Consider the following 20,762-nt stretch of genomic DNA (forward strand, 5'->3'; position numbering starts at 1 on the left):
GCTACCTTCCCCCTTATGACATAAGTTCCTCAGGCAAATCCATTCTCCACCAGGAGCTTCAAATCCACAGAAGAACGTTCCTTTGGCTTATCCGGTTCATGCTTCCCGCCTCCTAAACCCAGCAGGTGTTCGACATACTTGCCGATAACATCACATTCAAGATTCACCGTATCTCCCGTCCGTTTGAGCGCAAGGGCCGTTTCTGCCAGTGTGTGCGGGATGACCGACACCGTAAATGCTCCAGCTGAGGACTGGACAACGGTCAGGCTAATTCCATCCACTGTGATTGAGCCTTGGGGGATAATATATTTAAAAATCCGCCCTTCCTCCGGGGCAATCTCGTAAACCACTGCGTTTTGGTCTCTTGATATGCTGATGATTGTCCCGGTCCCATCTACATGTCCCTGTACAATATGTCCGCCAAACCTTCCGCCTGCCGCCATTGCCCGTTCCAGATTGATGCGTGATCCTGTCTTCAGCTCCCTTAGATTAGTATGCCTGTAAGTCTCAGGCATCACATCTACCGTAAAGGATGATCCCCCGTAAGAAGTCGCCGTGAGACAAATCCCATTTACCGCGATGCTGTCGCCAAGCTTTAAATCACTCAAGATCACCTTAGCCTGAATATCCAGCACCATAGCTTCACCTTTACGCTGAATAGATTTCAGCGTGCCTACCTCTTCAACCAACCCTGTGAACATAGATCATCCGCCCCTTCCATCTATGCAGCTATTATCTGTACCTAAGAATCAGACCATACTGGTGTCCCGGTAATAAGCACGTTATCCTCCAGAATCTCCACGCTAATTCCATCCAATTTCACGGCATCCTTCATCAGCTCAGGACCCTCAAACGAGAAATTGCCCGGTGAAGTCGTACCGCCAATTAGCTTTGGCGCCATAAACATATAAACCTCGTCCACTAGCCGCTCAGTAATCAAGGAGCCGTTAAGCCGGCCTCCACCCTCGGCCAGAATTGAGGAAATACCCGCATCGGCCAGCATCTTCATGGCAGCCCTCAGGTCAACCTGCGGACCCTCTCCACATTCGAAGACTCGGATACCCGCGTCCTCAAAAGCCTTTTTTCGGCCCGGATCAGCAAGCTTGGTCGTCAAAAAGAGGGTATTCTCCGGGTTAGCCTTGACCACCTTGGCATGTTCCGGGGTCCTTAAGCGTGAATCTACAATGATACGAACCGGCGACAGGCCCGGAACAGATAACCGGGTTGTAAGTTCAGGATCATCGGCAATCACGGTCTCCACACCAACCATAATTCCCCGGTGCTGGTGCCTCAAGACATGGACATATTCCCTTGCCAGGGCATTTGTGATCCACTTGCTGTCACCTGACCGGGAAGCGATTTTGCCGTCAAGCGTGCTGGCACTCTTTAGAGTTACAAACGGCAGCCCAGTGGTGATGAACTTAATAAACTTTTTGTTTAACCTTTTGGCCCGATCTTCAAGAACTCCCACATCTACCTTGATCCCATGGGTTCTCAACATCAGGGTACCGCTTCCCGCTACCTTGGGATTGGGGTCTTCACATGCAATCACCACTCTGGCAACTTGTTCAGTTATAAGACGTCTGCTGCAGGGAGGGGTAAGACCATAATGGCTGCAGGGCTCTAACGTCACATATACCGTGCTTCCTTTTGCCTGTTCTCCCGCCATATTCAGCGCGTGCACTTCCGCATGGGCTGTCCCCTGCTTAAGGTGGGTGCCTATCCCCACAATAGCTCCGTCTTTAACCACAACTGCACCAACGACAGGATTAGACCCTGTCTGCCCTAACGCCTTTTCCGCCATATCCAGAGCAAGCGACATATAAAACTCGTCATTCATCCTTTCCAAGAAACAAACCCCCTCCTTTCCCCAGCCTGGTGCCTAAATAAAACGGTGTTTACAGTCTAAACCAACATAGAAAAACCCCAAACGGAAAATATCCGATGGGGTTAATGAGAGTTGTATTCAGCGAAACCAAAGTAACTCAAATATAAGCAGACCACGCTTTTAAAGAACAGAAAATCATCCCTTTATGTAGCAAGGTTAGATTCGTTCTGCACTAAATGCGGGTTGCCCAAAAAAGGTTACCTTAAAAAGCCCTTTTAAGCCTAGGCTTAAAATTGCGTTCCGCGTTCTCCTTCTCCCATCCAGACTATACTGTCGGTCCCGGAGTTGCACCAGGTCAGCCGATGCGCATACACTTGCACACCGGGTCACGGACTGAGGTGTCATGAATACACCATCACCGCCGGTAGGGAATTTCACCCTGCCCCGAAGGATAAAACACTTATGCTGCTGCCTTACTGTCATATCATAAACCAAAGCTGATGCGCTGATTTAGGATTGCTGCAAGAATAACACAGCAAAAATAAAAAAACAACATAAGATGATAAACAAAATAAATAATCTAAATTCGTATATTTACTTATAAAGTTGTGTTATGCACATCATAAACACGGAATAATTAGGCTTCCCGTCATCATCTGTAATGAAGATTTCTCCAAATTCAAATAAATCGCGGTTCGTTAAATCTCTTCGGACTTCATACAGTTTGCCTTCGGTTACTCTGCATCCTTTGAATAACACCTGTTTAATACCCACATACCTGGCTTCATTTTCCTTGGTCGTCGCCATTAACTTGAACTGTTCAACAATCTGATCGGGCATTTTCCACCTAACACCTCTCATCCATAACATAAATATATTTACTTTATAAAAATATCATTTTGCTGCTTTAGAGTCAATAAATTACACAGAAGAATAAGACCCGCTTATTCTTCTGTGTAAAGTTTATTAATCGTATTCAAATTCAGGAAATCCCTTGTTAAACGGGTTGTAATTTTCGAATCAACTCTAAACTGTCTGCACACTTCGACAACCTCTTCCCTTTCCAGCTTCCCGGATTGGTTCACAAGTTGTTTAGCCATCCATAACATGCCAGATTTCTTTATATTCATTGGAGTAAGATGCGGATAGTCGAACCATTCGCCAATATTCGTAATTCTTCGTGATACCAAATGGCTGTTCGCCCGGCCATACTCCTTGGTATTCATCTTTACGGCTCTAAACACGAACTCGTTATCGATCAGTTCCCCATCTTTTGCTTTGAGATTAACATCAGGATTACCGTTATTTTTATGATATATCGTTTCATTAGCCGCACTGAACAGCATATTCATCAGCCGGGAAGATACCGGTATCACCCGGGACTGCAACTCCCCTGACGCAGCAGCATTTCTAACCGTCAAATTGTTCGAATCCCGGTCAATATCCTTCTTCAGTATATTTAAAATTTCGGAGTAGCCGTTCCCCATAATCCCCTCAAACAAACACTGTACCAGAGCAGAATCTTGGAAATTAACAAGTCCGCCTGTAAGCCTCTCAATCTCTCTCTTGGTGAAGAACATCTTGGCTGAAGTATCCACAAATTTTCTAATAAATGAATCGCTCATTACCGTCTCCAAAGGATTTACATTATCTTTTCTCAAATCCTCTTGAATCGCCCATCTTATATAGGCCCTTATAATCGATAACGCATCATTGCTGGAGGTCATTGTAGTTGGGGCAAGGAAATTCATGAACTGCTCGATTTCGGCAATATTAAAATCATACAGGTCTTTGTCCAATTGCTCCTCAATGTAAGAGGCTCTTTTTAAAATCCGTGAGTAAACGATGTAGGTTCTTTCCGTTAGCCCCTTCAGATACCTCGTCTTTTGTTCCTCATTGTAGAACACATTATCATAGACACTGTTCACCTAAAGCTCACTCCCCCACTTTATCCTGGAAATACTTGATCACCGATTTTCTTATTTTGGTGTTATTAATCCCTCTTCTGTCATGCAGCAGTTCATCAAGCTTCTCATCCCTGAAATCCATGCTCTCGATAAAAGATTTAAGTTCAGCAAGTGGGCGCCGGATATCCGTGAAATGTTTGGCTATTACAATATAACCCAGAAAGATCAGAGGGTGATTCCTATTCGTGTTCCGGTACGCCTCTGGCTTACTCAAGAACTCATCCACAAACGACCCGGCTAGATAATCAAAAAAGGTAATCAGGTTATCGGCAACTTCCTTGGCCTCCAGCTTACTCTTGGGATTATATACCGAGTCCACGCCAAAAGACATAATATCAAAGGTGGTCAGCTGACCCGCGATTTCGCTAATTTTTGATGCGGAGGCGATTTTTCCACGCAAATCAGATTTTTTCTGGATATCCCTGACGACAAGGTCTGAAAATTTCTCTTGTTTTAATTCCTTCAGCCTCTCCTTCTTGACCGTATTTACCGTATTAATCTGCCCAAAATATTTCTTCGCCGTTTCCGTATCATAAGATCGTACAGAAAGAATCATTTCAAGATCCAACTCTGAATTTATGGCCAAAGCCCTTACTCCACCCTGCAGCCGGTGAAAGCCATCCAGAATGGAAATCGTTGCCCCGTTAAGAATTTTGAGTGTTTGGCTATCTGGGTTATAGTCCAGGGCTTCCAAGTCTTCAGAATACACATTTAAAGTGATCATATCCTCAAGATACGTTTCGCTCAGCATACTCTTGGCAATATCCTTCACACTCTTCATATTGAGATCCGGCACAGGTACGACGCCTTCTTTTCCCCGTTTATACTTGGCACTCCGCTGTGTCTCATAATCATATACAATCAGTTGCGAGTGGAACAGACTCACCAGAAAAGACATCTTTACCTTGGTTATATAACTGTCCGGCTGAATCGAAATAACGTTCTCCATGGTCACAGGCAGTTCAACCCGGCTGCTTGACGGCCTCTCTGCGATGGATTCCCGAGAAACCCTGATTTCCTTCTCCGTAAACCATTCCACAGGATTAATTTGGGCATCATTTGTCACCTCAAACAACACAACGGTTAGAATGCACAGCAATGGCATTTCCACCGAAGAGAGCGGTTTAATTCCTTTGGAGATCTCATCAAATACCCCAATCGGAACTCCTTTATTACTCAATCTTTTATTGACATCCAAAACTTTCTTCCTCGAAAGTTTAATTTCCTTTATCATTTCATGAAGGTAAAATTCTAAGTCTTGCCTGTCTTTTCTCAAAGAACCACCCCATCTACAATTCTGACCATGCTTAAGTGAGTTATAACATAAATATATTATATTATTTTTGTTTGTATGAATATACTTATTTTATAAACAAAATAAAAAACACTCATTTATCATCAAATGAGCGTCGATTTTTTACTGGGCGACATTTCGTATTTTAATATTAACTCCATCATTTGATCTTCAGGATTCCGCATATGAAGCCAATACATCTGCTCAGCAGTCATACCTGAACTTGCGAATCTGTGCATTTTCCCAGGCTGTATGTGCTCCTGCAGCATATTTTCCAGTGCTAAAATTGGGTCACTTCCATAGTCCGCCAAGAATTGTTCAAGCGATAGCGTTGTACTTTTCAACCTGCGAAGCCTAATTTCCCATAATAAATCCCTGACTAATCTCCCCATCATGGTGACGGGATAATTAAATAACATCTGTTTATGCCTAGCTTCTTTAATAAAATCAAGCTTTTGCTGGTCAGATATCAAGAAATATTTTATTAAATTGATAAGTTCTTGTGCCTTAGGATTTAAGCCCAGTTCCTTCAGTACGTAAGTATGAGATAGCGTATCCATGTATTCCAGCCTCCAAGCGGCCTAACTTTTTTAACTACAGTAGTTATAATATAATCTGCATAAAGCTGTTAGTCAACCAAAATTAACTCCTGAAGTTAAAATTCATAACCCTATAAGATTGTCACCAGGACCTGCGCATGGTATAATTATTTCTAAAATCTTAGTAGGAAGAGGCTTAATTTCCATGATTAAGTTTAATCTCGAACACACAATTCAACAAATTGGAATTACAAAGAATAAATTAGCTGTTCTATCCGAGGTGCGCCCAAACACGATTAATGACCTGGCTAACGGGACATCCAAACGGATTGAAATCGATACTCTCGAGAAAATACTGACAACCATTAATCAAATATCCGTCATGAGAGGACTTAACAAAAGGTTTAACGTGTCAGATGTCGTTGAATTTGTTTCTCTGGATTTTCGAAGTGAAGATGCCGAATCAGGCAAACTAATTTCCGATGAAGCTTTTCTCAAGATTAAAGAAATTTTATCCAAGCATCATGTCCCCACTCCAATTGCAGGACTTGAGATCACCAATATCTTGCAGCTCATCGACTTATATGAAGATCATATTAAAGAAGGGGTTTATGAAGTTCTTGCAAGCAAATCCTCTTCTGCTCTTAGAACCCTTAACAGAATTCTGTATGGCATAGGAGATACTTTGGAATTATATGGGCTTGTAGAGTATAAGCAAGATTCCTATGGCACTTTTTATACTTTTACAGATAAAGGTAATTTTTTCATGAAGCTTCTTAAAAATCAATAAAGAAAATTTGATTTATTGACTGATTTCTATTAAAATAAAAATATGTATATAGATGAGGGGGGGATTACATACTATGGCAAAAGGAAATCAAGGCAATCATTCGATTGTGACGTGGCAGGACCAATATTTCGATGGACAAGAAGAATACATCTGTGAACAAACGTACTTAAATAAAAAAACTGATAAAACTCAAAAATTGATGACCAGGAAAGAAAATACCCAAACGCTTTGGCTTAAACACTATGCACACCAGAAACACTTTCGGGAACCATTTAACCCTTTTTTATAAAGTAAATATAATTATATTATATAAATTAATCATCGGAATATTCTACATACTCTCCCTACGATACCCGCCAAATCTGGGGTGTATGATCAGCCTTGTTGTGGGAGTCTATATGTGTTCATTTTAAATTTACTCTGATCAATCCTTAAGGAGGCGTGAACCATGAGCAGACCCAAACCGGATAACCGTGCAGACAATGTAAAACATCTTCAGCAGCACATTCACAATTCGATCGAGAACTACAACGAAGCTGAGGACTACCTTGCTGAGCATGCGGATGAGATCACCGCAGATGAGAAAAGTGATATTCATGCCAAGAATCACAGACGCCTGGAGAGCATTAAAGGCTTCCGCGAAGAGATCAAAGACGAAGCCAGCCATGCCCGGGAATAGATAGACCGCTAAGGTGCCGTGTTATACGGACATTCAAAGGCAATAAAATACTGCTATACAAAAGCCCCCTTGAGGATGTTATTCCTCCAAGGGGGCTACGTTTGGTCAGATTACTCTTCCCAAACTTTTACTTCTTTCATTTTGTCACCTTGTTTGGTGTTATCAATCAGATCCATACCTTTGGTAACTTTGCCAAACACGGTATGTACCCCGTCCAAATGCGGCTGTGGTGCGTAGCAGATGAAGAACTGGCTTCCACCTGTGTTGCGACCCGCATGAGCCATAGAAAGCACGCCCTTGGTGTGCTTGGTGGTGTTCGTAGCTGTCTCACAATCGATGGTGTAGCCTGGGCCTCCTGTGCCGTTTCCGACAGGACATCCGCCTTGAGCCACGAAGCCCGGGATAACACGATGGAAGCTAAGTCCGTTGTAGAATCCGGAGTTTGCAAGCTTCTCAAAGTTGGCAACGGTGTTGGGAGCCTCTTCAGGGAAAAATTCGATTTCCACAATTCCGCCTTTTTCTAATTCAATTGTACCTTTTTTCATCTGGGGTCACCTCGTTAAGAATATTAGGGTAGGTTGTATTTGGAATCAACCATGATTCAACTGCTGTGTTTGTTACAGGACTTAACGTACATTAGTGTACTATGAAACTTGTCCCAGTGCAAAAGCTGTTCATGTCATAATCTAAAAATAACAGCCCCCAGGGATTAAACCTGCGAGGCTGTTACTTTTATTACTCGGGGGTTCCGGCCTGCTCTGCCAGAACCGCCCGGTTATTTAAACGAGGGCTGCTTCTGAATCCGCTCAGGAATTAGATCATTCGCCACGATATCATCCAGCGACTCCCTCTTCACAACGAGATCACTTGAACCGTCTTTGACAAAGACAACCGCCGGTCTGCGGATCCGGTTGTAATTGCTTGCCATCGCGTAGTTATAAGCACCGGTGCAGGATACGGCCAGCAAATCTCCGCTGTTCACCTTAGGCAGCTCCAAATCCCAAATCAGCATGTCGCCACTCTCACAGCATTTGCCCGCGATAGACACGGTCTCTTCAGCTTCATCACGGCCACGGTTAGCCAGCATCGCCTCATACTTCGACTCATAAAGGGCCGGACGCGGATTATCGGTCATTCCCCCGTCAACCGCAACATACTTTCGGACACCAGGGATATCTTTGCTGGTACCGACGGTGTATAAGGTAGTCCCCGCGTCACCGACAATGCTGCGGCCCGGCTCCACCCAGATCTCTGGAAGCTTGTCGTAGGCCCCTGCAAAATACTGCTTTACTCCATCCGTAATCGCCTTAACGTACTCAGCTACTTGAAGTGGAGTATCGCCTTCCATATAACGGATGCCAAAGCCTCCGCCCAGGTTGACCACTTGGAATACTACCCCGATCTGCTCCTTAACCGACTTGGCAAACGCAGCCACCCGCTCAACTGCCATCTGGAAGCCTTCAACCTCAAAAATCTGGGAGCCAATGTGGGAGTGCACGCCAAGCAAGTTCAAATGAGACTGCACACTCGACAGCTTCACCGCATCAAATGCCGATCCGTTCCCAATATCAAAACCAAATTTGGAATCGGTCTGGCCGGTGGAAATGTATTCGTGGGTATGAGCTTCAACCCCAGGAGTAACTCGAAGCAGGACGTTAACCTTCACCCCATTTTCCACAGCGATGGCGTTCAAGAGATGAATCTCTGTGAAATTATCCACGACAAAGCATCCAATACCAGCGGTAATCGCCATTTGAATCTCGTCAGGAGTTTTGTTGTTGCCATGGAAATGAATTCTTTCTACCGGAAATCCCGCCTGCAGCGCGGTGTAAAGTTCCCCTTCGGATACAACATCCAGGGACAGTCCTTCCTCTTCAGCCAGACGGCACATAGCGAGGGTGCAGAACGCTTTGCTGGCGTAGGCAACCTGGAACGAGAGGCCGGACTGCTTGAAGGCCTCGACATACTCGCGGCTGCGCTGGCGTACAAGCGCTTCATCCACAATATATAATGGTGTTCCATACTTTTCCTTTAGTTCAACTGTATCACATCCACCAATCTCTAGATGGCCTTTGGCATTAATCGTGCTTGTACCGTGTAGAAACATTTCCACAATCCTCCGATAAATTTGATTTTTTTTAGTATAACAAACAATTCGGAGTGTGAATAATGGATTTTTTCGTATTTGATTTGTGTTTTTTACCTACCGCGAGTACTCCGATTACTTTCCAGGAAGCCGTGTATTGTCACGAGTTTTGTTAAAGGATGGGCGTTTTTTGGAATATAACACCGGGACCCTAAACAATATACTGTACAACGCTTTTGCATTAAAAGGTATAAACGGCCACATATAAGAAGAGTTAAACGAGCGACGGATCGTCAACAGCACAATAAATAACGTGATTCCCCCGACAAAGCCTGGTATTCCAAAAATAGCTACCGCAAGAAGCAGAAGCAGCCGGACCAACCGGTTAGCCAGCCCAAGCTCATAGCTAGGCGTTGCAAACATACCGATAGCAGCGACAGCCATGTAAAGAACAACCTCGTTCACGAACAGCCCGGTTTTGACAGCGATGTCACCGATTAGAATAGCCGCAATCAAGCCCATGGCTGAAGCTAACGGGGTCGGCGTGTGAACCGCCGCCATCCTCATAAGATCAACGCCAAACTCAACAAGCAGAAATTGCACAATAAGCGGGAGCTTAGCCTGGGTCTGCGGCCCGATGAAAGACAGCGCTGGAGGCTTGATCTCCGGATGGATTACAACAAGCAGCCACAAGGGCAGCAGGATTAACGAGGCCAGTATCCCGGCAAAACGGATCCATCGCAGATAGGTGCCCATCGTTGAGGTTTGGCGGTTCTCCTCGGCATGCTGACATAAATCAAAAAAGGTGGTGGGAAGAATCATGACGCTAGGTGAGGTATCCACGAAGACAACGACCCTGCCCTCCATAATATGCGAAGCAACCACATCTGGACGCTCCGAATACCGGACCATCGGATACGGATTCCAGCCGCTTTCCATGATGGCCTCTTCTAACTGTTTATCCGCCAAAGGAATGCCGTCCATATTGACCGCTTTGATCTTCTCCCGAATTTTGTCCACCTGAACCTTGTCTACGATGTCATCGATATAAGCAATACTTACATCCGTCTGGGTTCTGCGGCCGACTTGAATATACTCAAATTTAAGCCCCGGATCCCGAAGTCTTCGCCGGACCAGGGCAATATTCGTCAGCAGCGTCTCTGTGAAGCCATCACGGGCCCCGCGGACAACTCTTTCAAGCGATGGCTCCTCAGGGCTTCTCATAGGGTAAGAACGTGTATCCATCACAATGGCAGATTCTTCACCCTCAATGAAGAATGCGCTCATACCTGTCATCACCTTGTTGATGACCTCGCTCATTGTCTTCGCCTTGGATACTTGGATATGAGGAATGTAATAGGTGAAGAATTCTTCTAACGCATCCCCGGAAAGTGAATCCGGTGTCAGGTAGGTTAGGCGTTTGATGATCTCCTGCATGATATTATCTTTGGCGAATCCCGTAATGAAGAAGAGCGCCGCCTTCCGTCCGCCATAAGTCATTTCCCGGAAGTTCACATCAAAGCTTTCGTCCAGGCCAATTACCTTAACCAATGTTTTACGGACAGTGCTCAGCTCTTCGCTTATACGGTCAGATCTCTGCCAATATATAACGGATTCCTCCACATTCCCCGAGTGTTCCGCTTCAACTTTGCTCTGTTCACCTGAGCGGTCTGTATGTTCATTCTCCTGCCGGTCTTCAGCCAAAAATTCTGGAGGAGGCCCCATATCCCCACTATCCGCTGTATGCGTCTCATGTTCCCTCATGCTGTATTTGCCCTCCTATGATCCTAAGGTTGATAGATGAACCATTCAAATAGTGAGCCCGCCACCTTCCCGAACACCATGGCCAGCAACAAGCCGAACAGATACTGCCCCATGTGCAGCCGTTTGGCAAGAATCGGGAGAACGTTTAATACCTCTGTCAACGCGGCGGCCAACATGCCTATGAAGATTCCGTTTAACATGCCAATGAAGGCGCTCAACACCTCGGAATCAAGACCCAGCTTGAAATTCCAGAAGTCCGCCACCGTCCCTACAAAAGACCCGCTGACCATTGCTCCTTCATACCAGTGAACCTTATTGTATGTACGGCTTAGCTGGGCAAGCCGGGGAATAATATCTAGAACAACAAAAAGCGCTATAACTCCGCCACCCACGGCGATTCCCCCGGCAAGCCCCAGGAACAGGAGAATAAGGAGAGACAGCGCAGGTGTCATGGCTTCTCCCCCCTGGATTCCAGTTGGTGGATCTTTTTATATTCCTCAGTGATAACATAATGGTTCAAATTCTCCTGGTATAAGAACATTTCCACTTCAAGCGGCGTAGGCTCCTCATTCCATTTCTTTTTGAAAATATGATTAAAGAACACAATCATCCCAAGGCCGATCCCTACGGAATATGCGGCTTGAAACGCATAGGGATGCTCGTCCCGTGTCCCGGTGATCATCTCCACCAGTCTGACCTGAACCTCAGGCATACTCACATCGGCGTGAAAATTCATAATGGTAAGTATGGACCCGAAGAACAGCAGCAGCCATACCACCGTAAACAACAAGACTGAAGGCTTCTTCTGATTCCCCGCAATCTCAATCAGGGTATGCGGCTCGCCGATATGCTCAATGCTGCAGCCCGGTATTACGGTATGGATTTTTCGGATAATTTGCAGCATATCAATAACAATCCGGTTGCCGTCCTGATGCTCAGGCCTGTCCATGACGAGCTTCTTTAATTTATCCTCCCAATCACCGGGAGCCAGAATTTGAGCAATATCTCCGAGCCTTATCATATGGCCTTCGCGAAGCTTGACATTTTTGCGGAGCCTTAGATATACGGTGAGAGCAGGATCATTGCCCATCCAGATCACCCCTTTGCTGCCGTAATGGCCATAGTATGCCAAGGGAAGCCTTCTTTTAACCGGAATGCCTGAGTACCCGACTTGAGCCAATCCGGTCCTTCGCTTAGCCACATTAAGTAAAAAGCTGTTCCTGCGGCTGCGTTAGAGCCGTGGAACAGCTAAATTTTACTGTGCGATCTGGTCGCGGATATTCTGCAGAATTTTCTTCTCCAGCCTGGAGACCTGCACCTGTGATATTCCCAGCCGGTGTGCCACCTCAGACTGAGTCTGATCCCGGTAATAACGCAGGTAGACGATCAGCCTCTCCCGTTCGCTAAGGCCATCAATCGCCTCATGAAGGGCGAGCTTATCGAACCAGCGCTCCTGGGACTCATCGGCGATCTGGTCCATCAAAGTGATCGGGTCTCCATCATTCTCGAAGACGGTCTCATGGATGGACGCCGGAGGCTTGTTCGCCTCCTGGGCAAAGACCACATCCTCAGGCGTAACCTCAAGCGCTTCGGCCACTTCTTTAATCGTTGGAAGACGGCCCAGCAGCTTAGCCAGCTCGTCCTTTTTCTTGCGGACTTTATTAGCCATTTCCTTGAGTGAGCGGCTTACCTTCAAGGTACCGTCATCCCGCAGAAAGCGCTGAATCTCCCCAATAATCATGGGAACCGCATAGGTGGAGAACTTGACGTCGTAGCTTAGATCGAATTTGTCGACCGATTTAAGAAGGCCGATACAACCGATCTGAAACAAATCTTCGGGCTCGTACCCCCGGTTCATAAACCGCTGTACGACGGACCAGACAAGACGGATATTACAGTTCACTAACGTATCCCTGGCGACTGAGTCCCCTGTCTGGCTCAGGGCGATCAGACGCTTCACTTCCGCGTCATCCAAGTAGGTCTGTGAGGTTTGCTTCACATCGGCATTCATATACCCAACCCCTAATTGTATAAAGCTTTCTTAGATTCGATCCTCTTCTTCATGCGGATGGAGGTTCCCCCACCAACTTCACTTACCAATTCGAATTCATCCATGAAATTCTCCATAATCGTAAAGCCCATTCCCGACCGCTCCAGTTCCGGCTTGGAGGTGTACAGCGGCTGTTTGGCCAATTCCATATCCTCAATGCCCCGCCCTTTATCCTCAATCACCAGGGTAACTACATCCTGCTCAATTTCAGCATGTATATAGACAATCCCGCTTGGATCGTTGTCATAACCATGAATGATGCAGTTGGTGACGGCTTCAGAGACAACGGTCTTCAGATCAGTGATCTCCTCCATTGTCGGGTCCAGTTGCGAGACGAAAGCGGCAACGGTCACCCGGGCGAAGGACTCATTCTCCGACTTGGCCGCGAACTGCAAATTCATGAAATTTCCAGATTTCTCGCTCATAGGGCAACCTCCAGTTCAGAGAGAGCGGCGCCCTCATCATCAAATACAGGCATAATCTTGAATAGACCTGACATCTCGAACAGTCGGTACACCGGTGGGTTCACATCGCAAATCGCCATTCTCCCGCCTTTTTGCTTAATCAGCTTGTACCGTCCGAGAATAACACCAAGTCCCGAACTATCCATGAACTGAAGTGACTTTAAGCTGAATATCAGATCTTTACAGCGCCCGCGGGCAATCTCCTCATCAAGCTGCAGTCTGACGGAATCCGCGGTATGATGATCCAGTTCCCCTTGCAGCCTTACAATCAGCGTATCGCGGCGTTGTTCCATTTCCAAATGAAGATTCACGTCTGTTCACTCTCCTCTCTGACAATGAACACTCATTTCTACAATTTGACGGCCTATTCCTGCACCCCGACAAAACTAGAAGAAAACTCCTATCAATCTACAAAAAACAGTTTCGAGGTTGTCCGCTTGAACAAGGTCCACCAGCCCGCTTTCTCAATCTGGGCGGAAGACTTCAACTCGAACTCCTTAAGAATCTTGTCCCCTTGATACACCACCAGCTTGCCGAGCACTTGCCCTTCTTTAACCGGGGCGGACACTTCTGTAGGGATCAACAGTTTATGTGTGATCTTATCCGCTGCTCCGCTTTTCTTCACCAGTACGGTATAAGGATGGGAAGCGGCCAGCTGCAGCTCCTTGGTGTCCCCCTTACGGATCTTGACCGTACCGATAACATCCCCCCTCTTAAACAAGGACTTCACCGTATATTGGGAAAATGCATAATCGAACATCGTGCCTACTTCGCTATTCCGGGTCTTGGTATTCGGCTCGCCGAGCACCACGGCAATCAATCTCAGCCCCTCACGAACTGCTGTTGCCGAGAGACAGAATTTGGCTTCAGAAGTGTAACCCGTCTTAAGACCATCTGCGCCGCTGTAGAAGCGGACCAGCTTGTTGGTATTAACCAGCCAGAACGGTTTCTCCGTATTCTTGCGAAGGTAATCCTGGTATGCACCCGTGTACTTGGTGATCTGCGGATACTTGAGAAGCTCCTTGCTCATAATCGCAATATCATGCGCGGAGGAGTAATGATTGTCCGTAGGCAGCCCGTTACAATTCATGAAGTGGGTATCGTTCATCCCAAGCTCCTTGGCTCTCTTGTTCATCAGCTTGACGAACTCCACCTCGGACCCTGCCAGCTTCTCGGCCATGGCTACGGACGCGTCATTCCCGGACGCCATCGCAATTCCCTTCAGCATTTCATCCACGGTCATTTCCTCGCCAGGCTCCAGGAAGATTTGGGAGCCTCCCATGGATGCGGCATATTCGCTGGTAGGAACTTTATCTGTAAGCTTCAGGGTTCCCTTGCTGATCGCCTCCATGGTGAGCAGCATAGTCATAATCTTTGTGATACTTGCAGGAGGCAGCTTCTCATGACTTTTCTTCTCATAAAGAACAGTTCCGGTGTCTGCATCCATCAGGATGGCTGATCCTGCGTTCGGAGCCAGATCGGACACCTCGGATGATTTTGGTGCAGTCTCCTCTTTGGCCAGACTGGTGGCCGGCGTGGCTGCGGATGTCAGCATTAGTGCGGCTGTGCATATCAGTAGCCATTTTTTCATTAGGAATATCCCCCTCTCAAAACTTCAACTGATAGCCTATTATCGTCCAATCCCAACCAGAATATTCCTGAAAATACAAAAAAAGCACAGAGCCATCCATAATACGGACGGGTCTGCACTTTCATTCAAATCTTATATCATCAATTCCAGGCCTACAATTTAGGAATAATTGAAGTAACTAATCCGAGAAACTTCTCCTTAACCAGCTCGGTTGTCTCCATAACCTCATCGTGGGAGAGAGGCTGATCCAAAATCCCCGACGCCATATTGCTGATGCAGGAAATTCCAAGCACTTCAATGCCGGCGTGACGGGCAACAATCACCTCCGAAACCGTGGACATGCCTACGGCATCCGCGCCGAGCGTACGCAGCATCCGGATCTCCGCCGGAGTCTCATAGGCTGGTCCAATCATGCCCGCATAAACACCCTCCTGCAGAGGAATCTGGTGTTCACTGGCAACCTGACGGGCCAAGTCCCGAAGGCGTCTGCTGTATGCTTCCGACATATCCGGGAAGCGGGGACCGAGCGCATTGTCATTTGCCCCGGTTAACGGACTTTGGCCAGTAAGGTTCAGATGATCTGAAATCAGCATCAGATCACCTGGCTTGAAGGAGGTGTTTACCCCTCCTGCCGCATTGGTAACAAGCAGCTTGGTCGCGCCAAGCGCTTTCATCACCCGCACTGGAAATGCTGTAACTTCGGGTCCATACCCCTCATACATATGGAAACGACCCTTCATCAGCACTACTTGACGTCCTCCCACAGTGCCAAGCACCAGTTCTCCCGCATGTCCTTCTACAGTAGATTGCGGAAAATGAGGGATATCACGATAGTCAATTACGACCGGATTCTCGATATGATCCGCCAGAACCCCAAGTCCCGAGCCGAGGATCAAGCCGACCTCCGGCTTCGCTTTGGACTTGTCCAATATGTAAGCAGCTGCTTCCTGGATGATTCCCTGATTTAATGTTGTCATGTTCATCTCTCCATTCTTATTCATCCATCAATAATTACAGTCTTAGTCATGTTGGGAACCGAGCTTCGCCCTAGGATGATAGCTTTGATAGACAGATTTCAGGTTTTCCTTGGGTTTCCGTAGATATACCTGGGTTGAACTTAAATCGGCGTGGCCCAGCATCTCTTGAACGGACCTCAGATCAGCCCCATTATCCAGCAAATGCGCCGCAAAAGAGTGCCGAAGAGTATGCGGGGTAATATCCGCTTCGATACCAGCCTCCGCCCCGTACTTCTTGATCGCCTTCCAAAACCCCTGCCGGGAGATTCTTCCCCCGAGCCGGTTCGGGAACAAAGCCTCTTCCTCCTCATCCGCCAAGGCTTCCCACGCTTCACTTAAGTACTTCTCCACCCAGCCGCTCGTTACCCTGCTTACAGGAATAATCCGCTCCTTGCCCGTGTCCCCTCCGCAGCGGACGAAGCCAAGGGAAATATCCACATCAGACCTGTTGAGCAGGATTAATTCCGTCACTCTGATTCCAGTCCCATATAACAGCTCAAGCATTGCTTTATCCCTAAGCCCCACAGGCGTGGTCAGATCCGGCCGATCCAGCAATCTGGCCACCTCAGTCTCACTCAGAATCTGCGGGGCTTTTTTTTGATGTTTGGGGCTCTCCAGGTGCAGGAAAGGATCATGTACAAGATCCTTCTCCACCATAAGATAGCGGAAGAAGGAACGAATGGAGACCGAGGCACGGGTAACTGAAGCAGAAGCCCTGCCCGCCTCCTTCAGACCGGCAAAATACAAGGTCAAGTGAGTCTTGGAAACCTGACTGGCTTCGGTCAATCCCCGGTCCTCCATGGCCTGGATAAATTGCTCCAGATCTTTCTGATAAGATGACAGCGTTGCGGTGCTTAAACCCCGCTGATCCCGTAAATAGTCCATAAAGAAAGGCAAGTGCCGCTTCATCCCCGTGTCTCCTTCCCATCATTACTCCCCGTACCAATAGAACGTTCTCAACCGGTCTATTACTGTCCCGCCTTCGGGTTTAAAGCCGCCATCATGCACAAATGCCTTTACAGCAGCACCCTGGGGTGTCCCGTATTTATCGGCGGGAAATACCCAGGCATCCAGCCAATGGATTGCTTTGTAGAATAACAGCGATAGACCCAGAAACACAATCAGCAGCCTGATGGAACGAAGCCATTTGCGAAGTGAAATGACCATTCCTCTCCCTCTTTCTATACCCGATTTTGTCCTGTTTACAAATAAGAAAATTCATATTCATAAAAAGATGGTATAGATTATGTATACAGACAAGAGATCAGGATTATGAATGCTTGACCAGGTCTCGGACTGTGGAACCGGCCTGAATATAGACAGGCCCAAAAAAAAGCCCCCGGCGGCCAAGCGGCCGAAGAGAGCTTACGGTAACCCTTGTTATTCTTTGGAATTCTTGTCGGTGTCACCGTTCTTGTCTTTATCTTTGTCCTTACAGCGGTAGCAAATCCCTTGAAAATCAAGCCGGTGATCCAGAACCGTAAAATTAAATTCCTTCTCCAACCGTTCCTCCAAAGGGCCCAGCCAGTCTTCTCTGATCTCGTCCATGGCACCGCATTGCACACAGATCAAATGGTGATGATGATGCTTGGATGTATCCGTACGAAGGTCATAACGGGCAACACCGTCGCCAAAGTTAATCTTCTCCACCACATGGAGCTCACTTAACAGCTCAAGTGTACGATATACTGTCGCAAGACCTATTTCCGGAGCTTTATCTTTAACGAGCATGAACACATCTTCCGCGCTCAAATGGTCGTCTTCATTCTCAAGCAAAACCCTTACCGTGGCTTCCCGTTGGGGCGTAAGCTTATAACCATGGGATTGCAGCTGCTGCTTAATTTTATCGATCCGTTCTTCCATGTAATCTCCCCCTTGGAAAAAAGCCGACCACCTTCTGGCACAAATCACTTCTTTCATTATAGGGGGTTAAGATCAACAAAGTCAAACATTTTACTAGAGTGAGGAGGCCGTGGAAGCCTGTTCCAACACTGGGGCAACCCATCCTATCAGAACCGGGGTAACCCAGGTTTCAAAAGAAGAAATCCCTAAAATCAGCACCGCCATCATGAGCACCAAACCAGAGTAGTTGAAAAAAGGCTTGGCAAGCGAGCCGTGGCCCCTCAGCATTACCCTGCTGCGGATAATGTTCAGTGAGAAGGTCACCGCCGCCACACTGCATATGAGCAGGACAGGGATTAGGACCAGGTTATGAGGTGCTATGGAAACCAAGGCGAACAGCATGCCTTTCCAAGTGAACTGGCCGACGAGACAGCCCACCGAGAAGCCAATCAGGACTCCCTTCAGGAAATCGATAATCAGAATTCCAGGGAGCCCGATGACCGAGAGCCCCAGAACCCATATTAAACCGATCCACTTCAGATTCAGTACGGCAATGCTCCAGAATGAGGAGAGCCCCGCGGAATCCTCTTGGTTAAAGGAGGTGAAGAAATCACCCAAATAGCGGGAAAGATCCTGCTGCTGCTCCAGTGTCAAAGCATTGACCATAAGCGCACCAAAGATAACGCCCATCAGAAAAAGGACGGTAACAAACACATACAGCGGGGTTTGGTCTTTAAGGGTATGATTGAAAGCTTTAAACATAGGACGGCCTCCTTCCTTGTCCATAGAAGTCTCTATCATTCTATGTACAGGCTGGTCCGCCTATGCCGTGAGATTTACGGTTTCCTTACCTTCCCGTAAGTTCCCCCGCCTCCTGCAGTCAGCTGGGTTCTTCCCTCCCTGGCATCCACAATCGCGGCCGACAGCTCGGGCCCTACAACGGATGCCAATTCCTCCGCGCTGACTCTGTGAAGAATGTTCATCTCGGTACCAAAAGCTTCAAGCAGTGCCGTAAGCTTTGCCGGCCCAAGCCCTGGAATGAACTCCAGTGGAATCTGGTATTTATAAGGGGGGCGATGCGCTGGAACCTCCGGTACTTCCCTGTCGGCAATCGAACGGATCCGGTCAAGTACCCCTTTGGTCAGTTTAGTGCTCCCACAATAAGAGCATTTTTGGACCGCAATGTTCTGCTCGTCCAGAATGCTCTGACACCCACTGCAGTATGTCCGGTGATATTTCCCAAGCCGGGGATTGAGCCCATAATTGGCGGTAACCGCACGTCCATCCTGCCGATTGAGGGCCTTCTCGAATTCAAAATAGTTCGGCTTCAAGAGAGCCAGCTCATTGTATTCCCGTCCAATCTTTCCAAGGGAATGAGCATCTGAATTGGTGAGGATCGTGAACGCATCCAGCTCACTCAAATAACCGGCCATTTCCGAATCGGCGCTAAGCCCAAGTTCTACAGCCCTGATCAGGGACAAATCCAGAACATCTTCCATGCGTGGTGCCGCGCTGCCATAAATGCTTTTATGAGGTGTGAAGATATGAGCTGGAATAAGCATCCCGCCCCGTGCAGCAACCTCCTCCTGCAGGGTACGGGCCGGAGCGTGCAGACGTTGAGAGCTTAAGCCCACATTTTTCATCCGCTTGCTTAACCAGCCGGTGAACTCCTCCATCACTTTCAAATGTGGAAAATAGACAAGCAGATGTGCCGGGCCCATGCCAGGCTCCCGAATCTCAATTTCACTCCCGAGGAGAATGGTTGTCCTGCCATAAGTAATACCGCCTTCTTCAAGCTCAACCATATCCCCGCGATCAAGACTTTGGTGGATGTCATATTGAACTCCTGGCGAGTGACAATCGATAATCCCGATCAACTCAATTCCCTTGCGGTCACTGGCTTCACTTGCGATTTGGGCGAAGGTCAAGTTGCGGCTGCCGCTGATCTTGACCGGCTCTCCACGCTCCGTTCTGCCGATGTGAATATGCAGATCCGCATAATACCGCTGAAGTCCCGCGTTACTCATGACCGAATCGCCCGGTATGGGCGGCCAATTCCCAAATGTATACGGCCATAATGGTTTTCGCATCCGATATCCAGCCTTCGGATATATACTTCTTCGCTTCCTGCAGGGTGATCTCATGTACCTCTAGGAATTCATCCTCATCCGGGGATGCCTTCCCCTTCTTCAAATCCTCTGCGAGATACAGATGAATCAGCTCGTCTGCAAATCCGGGTGAGGTGTAGAACGAATGCAGCAGCGAAGTCTTGCCAGCGCTATAGCCGGTCTCCTCCTGCAGCTCGCGCTTCGCGGCTTCAAGGGGATCTTCGCCCTTCTCCAGCTTGCCGGCCGGGATCTCCAGCTCACCTCTGCCAATGGATTGACGGAATTGATCCACCAGCAACAGCCGTCCGTTACGAACAGCCAGCACCGCTACCGCACCTGGGTGTTTAACAATTTCGCGTTCACCGGTAGAACCGTCAGGCAGCTCGACAGTATCAATCTGCAGAGAAATAATTTTGCCCGTATAAATGGACTTGGATGAGAGGGTCTTCTCATTAAGTGCGGAATTTGCAGACTTTGTCATGGAATTTTGCCTCCTTTTGATTAGAAAAAGCATAGCTTGTCACTTCTGAACATATGGTGTTATTATACCAAATCGTTCTCGAAAAGGAGTAATCGCGAGTATGAAGAGTTATTTTGCCAAGGACCAACTCCATCTATCCGGTAAAGCCTGGGAAGTCCGCGCCGTTCTGGCCATGTGGAAGAAAAAAGCAGCACAAGGCACCGAAATGAGACAATTTATTGCAGATCAGACCTACAGAAAGTAGATTATTTTACGTTTTTGAC

At 47.4% G+C, this 20,762-nt stretch carries 26 protein-coding genes and 1 riboswitch; of the genes, 4 read left to right on the top strand and 22 right to left on the bottom strand.

Features of this window, described 5'->3' with window-relative positions; all coding sequences use genetic code 11:
• Window positions 1-29: 29 nt before the first annotated feature.
• From ribE to KJS63_RS02175, 6 genes are all read right to left on the bottom strand, one after another.
• The gene (gene ribE, locus KJS63_RS02150) at window positions 30-701 is read right to left on the bottom strand and encodes a riboflavin synthase (RefSeq protein ID WP_213617768.1); all 672 of its coding nucleotides are present in this window, start codon (window positions 699-701) and stop codon (window positions 30-32) included.
• A gap of 41 nt (window positions 702-742) precedes the next feature.
• Window positions 743-1,849, bottom strand: a complete 1,107-nt coding sequence (gene ribD / locus KJS63_RS02155) for a bifunctional diaminohydroxyphosphoribosylaminopyrimidine deaminase/5-amino-6-(5-phosphoribosylamino)uracil reductase RibD (RefSeq protein WP_213617769.1) — start codon at window positions 1,847-1,849, stop codon at window positions 743-745.
• Window positions 1,850-2,132: 283 nt separating this feature from the next.
• Window positions 2,133-2,284: riboswitch (FMN riboswitch) on the bottom strand.
• Between the two features lie 138 nt (window positions 2,285-2,422).
• Complete coding sequence (locus KJS63_RS02160) at window positions 2,423-2,668, bottom strand: hypothetical protein (RefSeq protein WP_213617770.1); 246 nt, start codon at window positions 2,666-2,668, stop codon at window positions 2,423-2,425.
• 104 nt (window positions 2,669-2,772) lie between these two features.
• Window positions 2,773-3,756, bottom strand: a complete 984-nt coding sequence (locus KJS63_RS02165) for a phage lytic cycle repressor MrpR family protein (protein WP_213617771.1) — start codon at window positions 3,754-3,756, stop codon at window positions 2,773-2,775.
• A gap of 7 nt (window positions 3,757-3,763) precedes the next feature.
• Entirely contained in the window at window positions 3,764-4,975 is a 1,212-nt protein-coding gene (locus KJS63_RS02170; protein WP_213617772.1) for a DNA sulfur modification protein DndB, read from the bottom strand.
• A gap of 218 nt (window positions 4,976-5,193) precedes the next feature.
• Window positions 5,194-5,649: a hypothetical protein gene (locus tag KJS63_RS02175; RefSeq protein ID WP_213617773.1), complete on the bottom strand. Its 456-nt coding sequence runs from the start codon at window positions 5,647-5,649 to the stop codon at window positions 5,194-5,196.
• 184 nt (window positions 5,650-5,833) lie between these two features.
• Between KJS63_RS02175 and KJS63_RS02180 the strand changes: the two genes are divergently transcribed.
• The 3 genes from KJS63_RS02180 to tlp all read left to right on the top strand — a co-directional run bounded on the left by KJS63_RS02180 (window position 5,834) and on the right by tlp (window position 7,097).
• On the top strand, window positions 5,834-6,418 hold the full coding sequence (locus tag KJS63_RS02180) for a helix-turn-helix domain-containing protein (protein WP_213617774.1): 585 nt from the start codon (window positions 5,834-5,836) through the stop codon (window positions 6,416-6,418).
• Between the two features lie 73 nt (window positions 6,419-6,491).
• A complete protein-coding gene (locus KJS63_RS02185; protein ID WP_213617775.1) occupies window positions 6,492-6,707 on the top strand; it encodes a hypothetical protein in 216 nt (71 codons plus the stop codon).
• Between the two features lie 159 nt (window positions 6,708-6,866).
• Window positions 6,867-7,097: a small acid-soluble spore protein Tlp gene (gene tlp, locus KJS63_RS02190; protein ID WP_068617011.1), complete on the top strand. Its 231-nt coding sequence runs from the start codon at window positions 6,867-6,869 to the stop codon at window positions 7,095-7,097.
• A gap of 110 nt (window positions 7,098-7,207) precedes the next feature.
• Here tlp and KJS63_RS02195 read toward each other — a convergent pair whose 3' ends face one another.
• The 16 genes from KJS63_RS02195 to KJS63_RS02270 form a co-directional block, all read right to left on the bottom strand.
• Complete coding sequence (locus KJS63_RS02195) at window positions 7,208-7,642, bottom strand: peptidylprolyl isomerase (RefSeq protein WP_213617776.1); 435 nt, start codon at window positions 7,640-7,642, stop codon at window positions 7,208-7,210.
• 230 nt (window positions 7,643-7,872) lie between these two features.
• A complete protein-coding gene (gene lysA / locus KJS63_RS02200; RefSeq protein ID WP_213617777.1) occupies window positions 7,873-9,204 on the bottom strand; it encodes a diaminopimelate decarboxylase in 1,332 nt (443 codons plus the stop codon).
• A 114-nt stretch (window positions 9,205-9,318) separates the two neighbouring features.
• On the bottom strand, window positions 9,319-10,947 hold the full coding sequence (locus KJS63_RS02205; RefSeq protein ID WP_213617778.1) for a spore germination protein: 1,629 nt from the start codon (window positions 10,945-10,947) through the stop codon (window positions 9,319-9,321).
• 23 nt (window positions 10,948-10,970) lie between these two features.
• Window positions 10,971-11,399 (bottom strand): stage V sporulation protein AB, encoded by a 429-nt coding sequence (locus KJS63_RS02210; protein WP_068617004.1) that lies wholly within the window; start codon window positions 11,397-11,399, stop codon window positions 10,971-10,973.
• On the bottom strand, window positions 11,396-12,037 hold the full coding sequence (locus KJS63_RS02215) for a stage V sporulation protein AA (RefSeq protein ID WP_213618306.1): 642 nt from the start codon (window positions 12,035-12,037) through the stop codon (window positions 11,396-11,398). The genes KJS63_RS02210 and KJS63_RS02215 overlap by 4 nt, the downstream gene beginning before the upstream one ends.
• A gap of 165 nt (window positions 12,038-12,202) precedes the next feature.
• Window positions 12,203-12,958, bottom strand: a complete 756-nt coding sequence (gene sigF, locus KJS63_RS02220) for an RNA polymerase sporulation sigma factor SigF (RefSeq protein ID WP_068617000.1) — start codon at window positions 12,956-12,958, stop codon at window positions 12,203-12,205.
• Between the two features lie 11 nt (window positions 12,959-12,969).
• Window positions 12,970-13,422 carry an anti-sigma F factor gene (gene spoIIAB, locus KJS63_RS02225; protein ID WP_213617779.1) on the bottom strand — a complete coding sequence of 151 codons (453 nt, stop codon included), beginning with the start codon at window positions 13,420-13,422 and terminating at the stop codon, window positions 12,970-12,972.
• Window positions 13,419-13,772 (bottom strand): anti-sigma F factor antagonist, encoded by a 354-nt coding sequence (gene spoIIAA / locus KJS63_RS02230; RefSeq protein ID WP_068616995.1) that lies wholly within the window; start codon window positions 13,770-13,772, stop codon window positions 13,419-13,421. The genes spoIIAB and spoIIAA overlap by 4 nt, the downstream gene beginning before the upstream one ends.
• 92 nt (window positions 13,773-13,864) lie before the next feature.
• Complete coding sequence (locus tag KJS63_RS02235; protein WP_213617780.1) at window positions 13,865-15,052, bottom strand: D-alanyl-D-alanine carboxypeptidase family protein; 1,188 nt, start codon at window positions 15,050-15,052, stop codon at window positions 13,865-13,867.
• Between the two features lie 152 nt (window positions 15,053-15,204).
• A complete protein-coding gene (locus KJS63_RS02240) occupies window positions 15,205-16,029 on the bottom strand; it encodes a purine-nucleoside phosphorylase (protein WP_213617781.1) in 825 nt (274 codons plus the stop codon).
• A 42-nt stretch (window positions 16,030-16,071) separates the two neighbouring features.
• Complete coding sequence (locus KJS63_RS02245; protein ID WP_213617782.1) at window positions 16,072-16,977, bottom strand: tyrosine recombinase; 906 nt, start codon at window positions 16,975-16,977, stop codon at window positions 16,072-16,074.
• Between the two features lie 21 nt (window positions 16,978-16,998).
• Window positions 16,999-17,235: a DUF4227 family protein gene (locus tag KJS63_RS02250; protein ID WP_213617783.1), complete on the bottom strand. Its 237-nt coding sequence runs from the start codon at window positions 17,233-17,235 to the stop codon at window positions 16,999-17,001.
• Window positions 17,236-17,448: 213 nt separating this feature from the next.
• The gene (fur, locus tag KJS63_RS02255) at window positions 17,449-17,931 is read right to left on the bottom strand and encodes a ferric iron uptake transcriptional regulator (protein WP_213617784.1); all 483 of its coding nucleotides are present in this window, start codon (window positions 17,929-17,931) and stop codon (window positions 17,449-17,451) included.
• Window positions 17,932-18,024: 93 nt separating this feature from the next.
• Window positions 18,025-18,672, bottom strand: coding sequence for a stage II sporulation protein M (gene spoIIM / locus KJS63_RS02260; protein ID WP_213617785.1), 648 nt, complete (start codon window positions 18,670-18,672; stop codon window positions 18,025-18,027).
• A 74-nt stretch (window positions 18,673-18,746) separates the two neighbouring features.
• Window positions 18,747-19,937 (bottom strand): endonuclease Q family protein, encoded by a 1,191-nt coding sequence (locus KJS63_RS02265; RefSeq protein ID WP_213617786.1) that lies wholly within the window; start codon window positions 19,935-19,937, stop codon window positions 18,747-18,749.
• Window positions 19,930-20,499, bottom strand: a complete 570-nt coding sequence (locus KJS63_RS02270) for an NUDIX hydrolase (protein ID WP_068616979.1) — start codon at window positions 20,497-20,499, stop codon at window positions 19,930-19,932. Before KJS63_RS02270 ends, KJS63_RS02265 begins: the two co-directional genes overlap by 8 nt.
• 100 nt (window positions 20,500-20,599) lie before the next feature.
• Here KJS63_RS02270 and mciZ point away from each other — a divergent pair, with 100 nt between their 5' ends.
• Window positions 20,600-20,743: a Z-ring formation inhibitor MciZ gene (gene mciZ / locus KJS63_RS02275; RefSeq protein ID WP_082926865.1), complete on the top strand. Its 144-nt coding sequence runs from the start codon at window positions 20,600-20,602 to the stop codon at window positions 20,741-20,743.
• Window positions 20,744-20,762: the final 19 nt, after the last annotated feature.

This window comes from Paenibacillus sp. J22TS3 (genome assembly GCF_018403205.1).
Lineage (GTDB): Bacteria > Bacillota > Bacilli > Paenibacillales > Paenibacillaceae > Fontibacillus > Fontibacillus tuaregi.